The 11,412-nt window shown below is 52.8% G+C and carries 11 protein-coding genes and 1 pseudogene; 3 read left to right on the forward strand and 9 right to left on the reverse strand.

Annotated elements, in window-relative coordinates:
• The 4 genes and pseudogenes from RT340_RS18130 to RT340_RS18145 form a co-directional block, all read right to left on the reverse strand.
• A pseudogene (locus RT340_RS18130) lies at positions 1-155 on the reverse strand (ABC transporter ATP-binding protein); the annotation flags it as partial.
• A complete protein-coding gene (locus RT340_RS18135; RefSeq protein WP_034825506.1) occupies positions 145-1,002 on the reverse strand; it encodes an ABC transporter permease in 858 nt (285 codons plus the stop codon). The gene RT340_RS18135 and the pseudogene RT340_RS18130, both read right to left, overlap by 11 nt.
• Entirely contained in the window at positions 999-2,051 is a 1,053-nt protein-coding gene (locus RT340_RS18140; protein ID WP_313377428.1) for an ABC transporter permease, read from the reverse strand. Before RT340_RS18140 ends, RT340_RS18135 begins: the two co-directional genes overlap by 4 nt.
• Positions 2,051-3,619 carry an ABC transporter substrate-binding protein gene (locus tag RT340_RS18145; RefSeq protein ID WP_166936198.1) on the reverse strand — a complete coding sequence of 523 codons (1,569 nt, stop codon included), beginning with the start codon at positions 3,617-3,619 and terminating at the stop codon, positions 2,051-2,053. Before RT340_RS18145 ends, RT340_RS18140 begins: the two co-directional genes overlap by 1 nt.
• An 801-nt stretch (positions 3,620-4,420) precedes the next feature.
• Between RT340_RS18145 and mgtA the strand changes: the two genes are divergently transcribed.
• Both mgtA and RT340_RS18155 read left to right on the forward strand, forming a co-directional pair.
• Complete coding sequence (mgtA, locus tag RT340_RS18150; RefSeq protein WP_313377429.1) at positions 4,421-7,144, forward strand: magnesium-translocating P-type ATPase; 2,724 nt, start codon at positions 4,421-4,423, stop codon at positions 7,142-7,144.
• A gap of 159 nt (positions 7,145-7,303) precedes the next feature.
• Positions 7,304-7,981 (forward strand): SDR family oxidoreductase, encoded by a 678-nt coding sequence (locus RT340_RS18155; protein ID WP_097118685.1) that lies wholly within the window; start codon positions 7,304-7,306, stop codon positions 7,979-7,981.
• Between the two features lie 39 nt (positions 7,982-8,020).
• Here RT340_RS18155 and RT340_RS18160 read toward each other — a convergent pair whose 3' ends face one another.
• Both RT340_RS18160 and RT340_RS18165 read right to left on the reverse strand, forming a co-directional pair.
• Positions 8,021-8,677 carry an epoxyqueuosine reductase QueH gene (locus RT340_RS18160; protein WP_034825520.1) on the reverse strand — a complete coding sequence of 219 codons (657 nt, stop codon included), beginning with the start codon at positions 8,675-8,677 and terminating at the stop codon, positions 8,021-8,023.
• Positions 8,678-8,794: 117 nt separating this feature from the next.
• Positions 8,795-9,151 carry a hypothetical protein gene (locus RT340_RS18165; RefSeq protein ID WP_038645311.1) on the reverse strand — a complete coding sequence of 119 codons (357 nt, stop codon included), beginning with the start codon at positions 9,149-9,151 and terminating at the stop codon, positions 8,795-8,797.
• 288 nt (positions 9,152-9,439) lie between these two features.
• Between RT340_RS18165 and RT340_RS18170 the strand changes: the two genes are divergently transcribed.
• Positions 9,440-9,790: an NIPSNAP family protein gene (locus RT340_RS18170; RefSeq protein ID WP_160834643.1), complete on the forward strand. Its 351-nt coding sequence runs from the start codon at positions 9,440-9,442 to the stop codon at positions 9,788-9,790.
• Positions 9,791-9,880: 90 nt separating this feature from the next.
• On the opposite strand, the gene RT340_RS18175 is transcribed toward RT340_RS18170, so the two are convergent.
• The 3 genes from RT340_RS18175 to RT340_RS18185 all read right to left on the reverse strand — a co-directional run bounded on the left by RT340_RS18175 (position 9,881) and on the right by RT340_RS18185 (position 11,359).
• Complete coding sequence (locus RT340_RS18175; RefSeq protein ID WP_160834644.1) at positions 9,881-10,735, reverse strand: PA4780 family RIO1-like protein kinase; 855 nt, start codon at positions 10,733-10,735, stop codon at positions 9,881-9,883.
• Between the two features lie 121 nt (positions 10,736-10,856).
• Positions 10,857-11,147: a contact-dependent growth inhibition system immunity protein gene (locus RT340_RS18180; protein WP_211729815.1), complete on the reverse strand. Its 291-nt coding sequence runs from the start codon at positions 11,145-11,147 to the stop codon at positions 10,857-10,859.
• A gap of 8 nt (positions 11,148-11,155) precedes the next feature.
• Positions 11,156-11,359 (reverse strand): RNase A-like domain-containing protein, encoded by a 204-nt coding sequence (locus RT340_RS18185; protein ID WP_211729816.1) that lies wholly within the window; start codon positions 11,357-11,359, stop codon positions 11,156-11,158.
• Positions 11,360-11,412: the final 53 nt, after the last annotated feature.

Genomic DNA, 11,412 nt, shown 5'->3' on the forward strand with positions numbered 1-11,412 from the left:
ATCAGCGAGCGGGCCGTCAGTGATTTGCCCGAACCGGATTCACCCACCAGCGCCACGCGCTCACGGCCTATTTGAAAGGCGATATTATCCACTAACAGCGTATCTTCGCTGCGGATGGTCAGCCCCTGCACATCAATTAACAGATCATTTGGCATGACGGGTATCCAGTCGGTCGCGCAGGCCATCGCCTGTCAGATTAAACGCCAGACTGGCGAACAGAATCGCACCGCCGGGGGCGGCAGCCACCCACCATTGGTCGAAAATCACTTTACTGCCTTCCGCCACCATCGAACCCCATTCGGCGGTTGGCGGTTGCACGCCCATGCCCAGGAAGCCCAAGCCCGCAGCGGAGAGAATGATGCCGCCGAGGCTCAGCGCCGCGCGCACCACGGCGGTTGGCAAACACAGCGGTAAAATATGGCCGAACATTAAGCGCAAACCGGTAATACCCTGCATGCGCGCAGCCGCCAGATAATCACTGCGGCGCAGTGCCAGGGTTTCCGCACGCGCCTGACGGGCAAACGGTGGCCAACTAGTGAGTGCCAGCGCCAGTGCGCCGTTCATCAATCCCGGACCGAGCATGGCCACCAGCGCCAGCGCGATCACCAGATTCGGCAGCGACAGGAAGATATCCGTGATGCGCATCAACACGCGTTCGGTCCAGCCGCCCACATAGCCGGCAGTAATCCCGACCAGCAGGCCCACCGGAATGGTCAGTACCAGAATCAGTGACACCAGCAACAACGTAGGACGTGCACCATAAATCACGCGTGACAGCAAATCACGGCCAAAGCCATCGGTGCCAAACCAGTGCAGCGCGGAAGGGGCCTGCAAACGCTGGGCGATCACCTGGGCGTTGGGATCGAACGGTGCCAGCAGTGGGGCGAACAGTGCCATTGCCACCACGATCACCACCAGCGTCAGACCGATGGTCAGTGAAGTCACGCGCGCACGGCGGCGGCGCGGACGAACTGTCTCCAGTTCAGAGAGTTGTTGAGTCATCGTGTTCTCGGATCGGTTAACCAGGTGAGGGCATCGGCCACGGCATTAAGCAGAATAAAGCAACTGCCAATCAGCAGGGTCGAGCCGAGAATCGCTGGTGTATCAGAGGAAAACAGCGCGTTGGTCATGTAGCGTCCGACACCGGGCCAGGCGAAGACCGTTTCGGTTAACACCGAACCTTCCAGCAGGGTGGCGTAGGAGAGGGCGATGACCGTGATCAGCGTCCCCAGCACGTTGGGGAAGATGTGACGCAGCAGGATGCGAGTCCGCCCTGCGCCTTTGGCGCGCGCCAGAATCACATACTCTTTGCTGCTCTCTTCTAACAGCGCGGCACGCAATAAGCGTGTAATACCGGCCATCGCCAGTAAGCCAAGAATCATCACCGGCAGCCACAGATGGGCAATCGCATTGCGGAACATCTCTGGATCGCCAGATAGCCAGCTATCAATCAGCACAAAGCCGGTTTTCGGCTCCAGCGTGTAGATCCAGATATCATCCGACTGTCCCGGCCCGGCAGACCAATGCAACACCGCGTAAAACAGCAGCAGACCCAGCAGACCAAGCCAGAATACCGGAACGGAATAGCCGAGCAGCGAGATAAAGCGCGCTACGTTATCGATCACGCTGCCCGGCTTCCACGCGGCCAGCAAGGCTAAAGTGATGCCAAACACGGCGGCAAAGATCATCGCACAGGTGGCGAGTTCAATGGTGGCGGGGAAGGTGCGCATCAGATCCGTGCTGACAGGCTGATTGGTCAGATGTGAAAGCCCTAAATTGCCCTGCGCCAGATGGCTGATATAGCGCCAGAACTGTACCAGCACCGGCTGGTCGAGGCCGAGATCGTGGCGCACCTGTGCATAGGTGGCTTCGCTGGCGTGATCGCCGGCGATTTGCTGCACCGGATCAACCGGCGACAGGTGCGACAGCATGAAAGTGAACGCTAACAAACCAATCAACGTCACCAGCAGCGATAACAGGCTGGTGACCAGACGGCTAAAACGTTGCCAGAGTGGCCAGGCGAACCCGGCCTGTGAAGCAGACACTGCCATTACTTAGAAACCTGCGAGTAATACACCATGTCTGGGTTAATCCCCTGCACATAGCCTTTCAGGTTATCGCGCAGCGCAATCAGGTTGCGCGCCTGCAAGCCGATCACGTATGGCGAGTTCTTCAGCACTTCGCGCTGCATCGCCTGGTACAGTTCAACACGCTTGTTGCTGTCCGCTTCAGCGGTGGCGGCCAGCGTCTGTTTACTCAGCTCTGGAATATGCCAGTCTGAACGGTAAGCAATGGTTTTGCTGCCATCTTCAGGGTTGTAAGCAAAGGAGGCGGCATTGGTATTCGGATCGAAGTAATCCGCACCCCATGCGTTCAGTGTCGCTTCGTACTGATGCGCTTTCACGCGAGTAGAGACTTCAGAACTCAGGCCCGGCTGCACTTCGACTTTCACGCCACCTTTGGCAAAGCTGCCCTGTAATGCCTGCGCAATATCCAGATATGGCGGTTGATTGCTGGTCGAGAGCTTAAAGCTGACATTGGTTAAACCTGCTTTCTTGAGAATCGCTTTGGCTTTCTCCGGATCGTAGGTGTACGGCGTGTCATTCAACGCACCGAGGAAACCTTTAGGCAGGAAGGTTTGATGTACTTCGAACTGGCCTTTCAGCAGGTCGTTAGCAATACCTTTGTAGTCGAACAGGTAACGCGCCGCTTCCCACAGTGCCGGGTTCTTCAACACTGGATTCTCACCGACGTTGAACTGAATATAGTAGAGCGAGGCCATCGGAATCGCTTCGGTCTTCACGCCCGTTTTGCCTTTCAGCGCCGCAATTTGGTCTGCGCCGAGGTTACGAGCAATATCCACATCGCCCTGTTCCAGCAGCAGACGACGCGCAGCAGGTTCCGGCACGTTCTTGATCAGAATGTTTTTCAGCTTCGGAGCGCCCGCCGGTGAGGTCGGGTTGGCGGTCAGCAGTACCACTTCATGCAGCACCACTTTACGAATCTGATACGGGCCGCTACCCGCTGAATTGGTGCCTAACCAGGCATGACCGAAGTCACCGTTTTTGGCATTCGCCTGTGCAGTTTTCTCATCCACAATCGAAGAGACCGGTGCAGACAGCAGGCTCAGCACATAGGCCGGGCTGACGTTGGCGCTCCAGCTGATCTGTACGTGATTGTCATCGACTTTCTTCAGGAAGGTATCAACATTGTCTTTATTCCAGCCGAGCTGCGTCAGAATAAAGGAAGGGTCGAGGTTAAGTTTCACCACGCGACCCAGCGAGAAGATCACATCTTCCGGACGCAGCGGATTACCGCTGGCGAATTGCGCGCCTTTGCGCAGTTCAAAGGTCAGGCTGCGATTGTCACTGCCTGGCGTCCAGGAGGTGGCCAGCGTTGGCTTCAGATCGGTGGGATTGGTCGGATCCGACTGAACCAGACGTTGATAGATGTTAGTGAATGCTTGCACTGTGGTGAGTTCAAAGCCCTGTGCCGGATCAAAGCTATCAGCATCATCAGTCGACTGCGCAATCACCAGCGTATCTTTTGGTGTTGCGGCCTGAGCAGAGAAGGCGGCTACCAGCGATAAAGCCAGCAGTGAGGGAATGATTTTTTTCATGTTGTTTCCTTGCCTTAAAAAAGTAACGCGAGTTTACGAGAGCGCAGTAATGAAGAATAGTCAATTTATGGCTATGCATATGCCTTACGGTTCTAAGCGCGGCGGATTGGTTATAAGCCTGTTAAATATGCTGTTATTGTTATCGCGCCGCGCAGTGCTACAGACTCGCTAATTTTTGTCCTTTCATCAACCAAATTACAACGGAATTTAAACTCGTTGCTGAACGGAAATAATTAACTTTACTTCGAAGTCTTCAGGAATATAATGGCGCCAACTTCAAACAGGAGAATTCAGTTGGACAGTCACCCTTTTAGATGGCAACACAAGGCAAGCTGACGCGCGAATTCTTTTGTCGCTGCTTGCCAACACGGCGGGCAGCAATCCTCTCTTCTCTCTGATGATTGTTCCCCTTTAAACGACAGTAGCGGGTTGATGCCCGTGGGGATTTCATCATGCACATGATTTTAAACGCACTTTTTCCTCCACCTCGATGCGCGCGCTGATTTTCAGCGTGCATAATTAACCGATGTTTTAGCGCGTTTTGGCACGTCCGTGCTCAGGCTACCTGGCAAATCTGGACTGACTGAAGATCGCTTTCAGCGGCATCATTGACATCGTCATCGCTATTTCTCGTTATTTTAACGAGCGAATTTCTTCGTCTTTTATTTACGGGAGGTCATATGGAAATTCCCGATAGGTTATTTTTAATCATCTAACGCATCGTCGTTAATTTAATTTATCCCGAATTGTGTGCTTCATGCACTGGGACTTTTATTGCCGTAAAAAAAGAGGAATGTCATCATGACTGACATGAAACTCAACCAGGAAAAAAAATCCTGGAGCAACGCCCGCCCGCAGCGTCAGAAAACGCCGCGCTATCTGATTGAAGATGAAGCCGGTTTCACCGCCGATGAAACCCTCGTTCGCCTGCGCAGTGATGCGCTGGGCCTGAGCGAACGCGAAGCCGAAGCGCGTCTGGAAGTCTATGGCCGCAATCAAGTGGCGCATGATAAAGCGCCGCACGCGCTGATTCAGCTGATCCAGGCATTCAATAACCCCTTCATCTACGTATTAATGGCGCTGGCAGCGGTGAGTTTTTTCACTGACTACCTGCTGCCATTACGTAAAGGCGAGGAGACCGACCTGACCGGTGTCATCATCATTGTGACGATGGTAACGCTCAGCGGTTTGCTGCGCTTCTGGCAGGAGTTCCGCACCAATAAAGCCGCGCAGGCGTTGAAATCCATGGTGCGCACTACCGCTACCGTACTGCGTCGGGAATCTGCCCAACAGCCCCCGGCTAGACAGGAAGTGGATATTGCCACTTTAGTCCCCGGCGACATTATCTATCTATCGGCTGGCGATCTGGTGCCTGCCGACGTACGTTTGCTGGATTCGCGTGACCTGTTTATCAGCCAGGCGATCCTGACTGGTGAATCACTGCCCGTTGAGAAATATGACGTCACGGGCCACGTCACCAGCAAAGGCGCGGGAGCGAGCGATCACGGGGCTTCACTGCTGGAACTCGGTAGCGTGTGTCTGATGGGCACCAACGTCTCCAGCGGCAGCGCCAAAGCGGTGGTAGTGGCAACCGGCGGCGAAACCTACTTTGGCAGCCTGGCGAAATCGATTGTCGGTAATCGCTCGCAAACTGCTTTTGATCGCGGTGTGAACAGCGTCAGCTGGCTGCTGATCCGCTTCATGCTGGTGATGGTGCCGGTGGTGCTGCTGATTAACGGGCTAACCAAAGGCGACTGGCTGGATGCGTCGTTGTTTGCGCTGGCGGTTGCGGTCGGTCTGACGCCGGAAATGCTGCCGATGATTGTCAGCTCGAATCTGGCGAAAGGTGCGATTGCCATGTCACGCCGCAAAGTGATTGTGAAACGGCTGAATGCGATTCAAAACCTCGGCGCGATGGACATCCTGTGTACCGATAAAACCGGCACGCTGACCCAGGACAATATCATTCTTGAGCATCATCTGGATTGCGCCGGGGTGGAAAACTCTCGCGTACTGATGCTGAGCTGGCTCAACAGCCACTATCAGAGCAGCACGCCGAATCTGATGGATCGTGCGATTCTGCGCTACGGCAAGGATCGTGTAACGGCGGACATGGGCGACTATTACGCCAAAGTGGATGAGTTGCCGTTTGATTTTGTGCGTCGCCGTGTTTCTGTTGTGGTGCGCGATCGTCGTCTGAATCAACAGATGCTGATCTGTAAAGGCGCGGTAGAAGAGATGCTGAGCATCGCTACGGCTGAGCGTGAAGGAAAACTGGTTCAGCCGCTGGATGAAAAACGCCGTGCAGAATTGTTAGCTCTGGCACACCAGTACAACGAGCAAGGTTTCCGTGTATTGCTGGTGGCGAGTCGTGTACTGGAAGAGCCGGGCTTGCAGCAGGCATTGAGTGTGGCGGATGAACAAGGGTTAACCGTGGAAGGGTTGCTCACTTTCCTCGATCCACCTAAAGAGAGTGCCGCCAAAGCCATTAACGCGCTGCGTGAAAACGGCGTCAGCGTCAAAGTGCTGACCGGCGACAACCCGGTGGTCACCGCACGTATTTGCCAGCAAGTCGGTATCGACAGTGGCGATATCGTGACTGGCGATCAGATCGCGATGATGAGCGACGAGCAACTGGCAGAGGCGGCAGCGCACAGCGCGGTGTTTGCCAAACTGACGCCGCTGCAGAAATCTCGCATCTTGCGTGCATTGCAGCAGCAAGGACACACCGTCGGTTTCCTCGGCGATGGGATTAATGATGCGCCAGCCCTGCGTGATGCCGATGTCGGGATTTCAGTGGATAGTGCAGCAGACATCGCGAAAGAGTCTTCTGACATCATCCTGCTGGAAAAAGATCTGATGGTGCTGGAAGAGGGGGTGATGAAAGGACGCGAAACCTTCGGCAACATCATCAAGTATCTGAACATGACCGCCAGTTCCAACTTTGGCAACGTGTTCTCTGTGCTGGTGGCGAGCGCCTTTATTCCGTTCCTGCCAATGCTGGCGATTCACTTGCTGATTCAGAACCTGATGTATGACCTGTCTCAGCTGGCGCTGCCATGGGACAAAATGGACCGTGAATTCCTGCGCAAACCGCGCAAATGGGACGCGCGCAATATCAAACGCTTTATGCTGTGGATTGGGCCTACATCATCAATCTTTGATATCACGACTTTTGCTGTGATGTGGTACGTGTTTGCCGCCAACACGCCGGAAATGCAGTCACTGTTCCAGTCCGGTTGGTTTGTAGAAGGATTGCTGTCGCAGACGCTGGTGGTGCATATGCTGCGCACCCAGAAAATTCCGTTCATCCAGAGCCGTGCTGCACTGCCGGTGCTGCTGACTACGGCGTGTGTGATGATTGCAGGCATTCTGCTGCCATTCTCCCCGTTGGGACACATGGTGGGATTGACCCCGTTGCCCTGGGCTTACTTCCCATGGCTGGTCGCGACCTTGTTAGGTTACTGCGTGGTCGCACAGGGCATGAAAATGCTCTACATCAAACGCTTCGGCCAGTGGTTCTAACTCCATGGAGGTGCTATGCGGAATCGGAATCTTAATAAGGTGGTGTGCCATCTGCTAATCATGATGGTGGTGATTGTTGTGCTAACGTTGGTGTTTCGTTAGTCAAACCAAGGGCAGGTTATCCTGCCCTTTTTGCCTTTTAACTGCGGGAAGGGACAAATGAGCCAAACAAAACGCGCGTTAATTATCGGTGCTTCAAAGGGGATTGGACTGGCGGTGGTGCAGCAACTGCTGGCCGATGGCTGGGACGTCACGGCCACTTATCGCAGCACTGCCGTTTCCTATCAGCATGAAAAACTGCGCTGGCTGCCGCTGGATATCACTATTGCCACACAGCGTGAGCAATTACTTCAGCAGCTCAAAGGCGAGCAGTTTGATCGCGCGCTGATCAATGCCGGGATTCTCGGCCCGGATTCAATGGAATTGATCGCCACTCCCGATGATGAATTGATGCAACTGTTTATGACCAACAGTGTTGCACCGGTGCGTATGGCTGAAGGCCTGCTACCCTTGCTGTCGGAAAAACAGGGCGTGCTTGGTATCACCACATCTCGTCTCGGCAGCCTGACGGAGAATGCCGAGGCGATTCGTCCGTATTACTCTGCCAGTAAGGTGGCGCTGAATATGCTGAGCCGTACGCTGCTTCAGCAAATGGATCCGCGTGGCACAACCTTGCTGTCACTGCATCCGGGCTGGGTGAAAACCGATATGGGCGGTGATGATGCGGATATTACTGCGGTGGAAAGTGCTCAGGGATTAGTGGCGCAACTGAACCGTTTTGCCGGGCAGGGCGGACATCATTACGTCGATTACAGCGGCAGGCAATTAGCCTGGTGAGAGTAAGCGCCTGCTAACCGATGCCAGCAGGCTAATTGTTTATTCGTCGGGCTGGTAGTACTGCACACCAATTTCAATGCGTTCGCGCCCGCTGGCCACGCGATGGCGATTGCTGTCGCGTAGCGAGTAGATGCAGCCGCAGTACTCCTGCTGATAGAAACGCTCGCGCTTGCTGATCTCGATCATGCGTGATGATCCGCCGCCTTTACGCCAGTTAAACTCCCAATACAGCATGTCAGGATAGTGCGCTGCTGCACGCACACCGCAGTCATTAATCTGCTTCATGTCCTTCCAGCGCGAAATACCCAGCGAACTGGTGATCACCGGGAAGCCATTTTCATGTGCATACAGCGCAGTACGTTCAAAGCGCATGTCGAAACACATGGTGCAGCGTACGCCACGCTCCGGTTCCCACTCCATGCCGCGTGCCCGATCAAACCAGTTATCTTTATCGTAATCGGCATCCACGAAAGGCACACCGAACTGCTCAGCAAAGCGGATATTTTCTTCTTTGCGCAGCTCGTACTCTTTCAGCGGATGAATGTTTGGGTTGTAAAAGAAGATGGTGTAATCGATTCCGGAAGCCAGCATCGCTTCCATCACCTCACCCGAGCAGGGTGCGCAGCAGGAGTGCAACAGCACTTTGTTGTGACCGTTGGGTAAAGGCAAGGGCTGGCGTTTGAAGGTGTCAGACATAAGAAAAAATGGTTAATGAGTGTTGAGCGAAGTGTAAGTCGATATCGAGCCGGACGCAAAGCGGCAAAAACGAAAAAAGGCCGCAATCGCGGCCTTTCGGGATTCTGTCAGAAGAACTTATTCAGTCACTTTCTTCTTCAGATCGCTGGCACCTTCTTTGGTTTTGTTCCAGCCTTTAGTCGCACCTTCTTTGGTAGCATCCCACCCTTTTTCAGTGCCTTCTTTGGTTTTGTTCCAGCCTTTCTGTGCGCCTTCGCTCACTTTGCTGCTGGTGCTGTCGCTCTTACCTTCAACAGCATGCTTGGCTTTCAGCTTCTGCTCTTCGCCCTGATGCTGCGCCTGATGCAGCTTCTCTTTGGCGGTGTTTGCGCCCGCTTGTGCGTTCGCGACGGTGTCGTCAGTTGCATGTGTGGTAGCGGCAAAAGCCGAAGAAGCCAGCAGCAGGGCAGATACAGCAATAATTGTCTTTTTCATGAATATTCCCTCATCAATCGCTCTATGAGTTATGAGCGTAGTTAACAATGGCACGCTCAGCCAGAATTGGCTCCAGGAATAACCTTAATTGAATCATCGAGTTTGGATGGTGCGAGAAATGAGCATTTTAAGCCATGCTGCTATGTGCTCAGCCTGAAGGCACTTCAGGCAAGCCGATGAGAGTTGTGAGTCGCCTCAGCTTTAGTGGATCTGACACTGTATCTTTTTCTGGTAAAGGGTAATTTTAGTGCCGCCATAATCACAAAAAAAATGTCTTAAGGATGAGAGATGAAAAGTAGAGTTGTTGAAATCCTGCAATATCGGTTGAAAACAGATACAGGCAGAACCTTCCATCGAATCATGCGAGATATCAGTGTTCCTCTGCACGTCGAGCAGGGAATTGATGTCGTCGCTTACGGTTGTTCTCTCCATGATGCTGATAGCTATTTTCTTCTTCGAGCATTTGAAAATGAAGAGGAAATGCACGATGTTCTGGAAGCATTTTATGCCAGCGAGGCGTGGCGTTCAGGGCCGAGAGAAGCCATCATTGAACGTATTGAGGTGAGTCTTAAATCTGTGCTGCTGCTTTCACCCAGCGCCATTGATGAGATGAGAAACAGCTTTTTAGCCTGGCAATGAGAGTGACGGGCTGCACATGTATCTGTTTAGCAGGTGAAATTTGAAGAGTGGTTTTACTATAACTTAAAGCCAGCGAATCAGGCTGGCTGACTATTCTTCATCCCGCTCTTTAGCCGCTCGCTGGCGATCGTAATACTCATCTTCCGCAGAAATGATTTCATCCAGCAGGGAGTCCATATCCACATCATGAACTTCTTCTACAAAGAGGCCGGTTAAAGCAGTTTCAGGCGTTAACTTGCCATCTTCAAACAGCTGCCAGATTTCCTTCGCATAACGCGTTTCTAAAATCTGCGGGGCAAACTGACCGTAATATTCGGTGATGTTATTCACATCGCGCTCAAACATTGATTCGGCGTGGTTGTTTGCTGAAGCATCCACCGCTTGAGGCAGGTCGATGATCACTGGGCCATGCTCATCTTGCAAAACGTTAAACTCTGACAGATCGCCATGCACAATGCCGGCACACAACATGCGTACGATATTGCGAATCATGGTGGCGAAATCAGTCAGAGCTTCCTCTTGCGACAAAATCACATCGCTCAGACGTGGTGCTACTGCGCCATCTGCATCAGTGACCAGCTCCATCAACAGTACACCGTCGAGGCACATATAGGGTTCAGGCACGCGAACGCCGGCTTTGGCCAGGCGGAACAGCGCATCGACTTCTGCAGTATGCCAGACTTCCTCTTGCTGCTTGCGTCCGAATTTGGAGCCTTTTTGCATTGCACGCGCACTGCGGGAGTTGCGAACTTTGCGCCCCTCCTGATATTGCACGGCCTGCTTAAAGCTACGCTGAGAAGCTTCTTTGTAGACTTTAGCGCACTGGACTTTGCCGCCGCACATGACAGTGTAAACGTCAGCTTCTTTGCCGCTTTTCAAGCGCTGAAGCACGTTATCAATCAGGCCGTCATCGACCAGCGGTTGGATTCGGTTTGGAATTTTCATGCGGCTTTATACCGCATTTCAGGGGACTCACGCATTAAGAACATGGGGCATAACAGAAGAAAAGCCAGCCGCATGGCATTATGAGTAGGGGCCAGGTTCAGTATCACCATACCTCTCAATCCTATAGTGAGATTTGACGTACTGTTTTTAGGAATTCGCGTGCGGTGGTATCCCAAAGCTCAGGTGAGAAATCAAACTCATAGCGTCGCTTGAACTCCTCCTCTACGCCATCATCATAGGCGGAGATAAAATCATCGACTTCTTCGACGAGATCTTTGAGCATCCAATCTGGGGCTGTTTTTTTGAAGAGCCTGACTATGCCTTCAACTGTGTTTTCACCATCATTAATGATGTCGGCGTCCTGATTGAAATAACCGAAAATCAGTTGATCAAGAAAATGGAAATTTTGCATTTTGCACCTTAAAGAGACGGGAACGCGGTGAGAATGTAATAGGGTTTGCCGTTAAATTTTTGAAATTCAATGACCACTCTCACATTTGTCATGGCAATCCGCTGGCTGTCTCCTCGTTTGAAGCCGTAGCCAATAGTTTTCCCTGCTGCATTACGAATAGTTAGTCTGACACCTTTCTTGCCACCTGAGAGAACAGACTTTATGACGGCTATTGAATCGCTATGGGTTTAACAGACACCTCAGAGTCATTTAAGATGGCTTAAAG

The organism is Pantoea sp. CTOTU50773, from assembly GCF_032082325.1.
Taxonomy (GTDB): domain Bacteria; phylum Pseudomonadota; class Gammaproteobacteria; order Enterobacterales; family Enterobacteriaceae; genus Pantoea; species Pantoea communis.

Bases quoted from the DNA above. Each gene is read 5' to 3' on its own strand.
- RT340_RS18160 (WP_034825520.1), bottom strand. From the start codon at position 8,677: ATGTCTGACACCTTCAAACGCCAGCCCTTGCCTTTACCCAACGGTCAC.
- mgtA (WP_313377429.1), top strand. From the start codon at position 4,421: ATGACTGACATGAAACTCAACCAGGAAAAAAAATCCTGGAGCAACGCC.
- RT340_RS18175 (WP_160834644.1), bottom strand. From the start codon at position 10,735: ATGAAAATTCCAAACCGAATCCAACCGCTGGTCGATGACGGCCTGATT.
- RT340_RS18155 (WP_097118685.1), top strand. From the start codon at position 7,304: ATGAGCCAAACAAAACGCGCGTTAATTATCGGTGCTTCAAAGGGGATT.
- RT340_RS18135 (WP_034825506.1), bottom strand. From the start codon at position 1,002: ATGACTCAACAACTCTCTGAACTGGAGACAGTTCGTCCGCGCCGCCGC.
- RT340_RS18180 (WP_211729815.1), bottom strand. From the start codon at position 11,147: ATGCAAAATTTCCATTTTCTTGATCAACTGATTTTCGGTTATTTCAAT.
- RT340_RS18170 (WP_160834643.1), top strand. From the start codon at position 9,440: ATGAAAAGTAGAGTTGTTGAAATCCTGCAATATCGGTTGAAAACAGAT.
- RT340_RS18140 (WP_313377428.1), bottom strand. From the start codon at position 2,051: ATGGCAGTGTCTGCTTCACAGGCCGGGTTCGCCTGGCCACTCTGGCAA.
- RT340_RS18165 (WP_038645311.1), bottom strand. From the start codon at position 9,151: ATGAAAAAGACAATTATTGCTGTATCTGCCCTGCTGCTGGCTTCTTCG.
- RT340_RS18145 (WP_166936198.1), bottom strand. From the start codon at position 3,619: ATGAAAAAAATCATTCCCTCACTGCTGGCTTTATCGCTGGTAGCCGCC.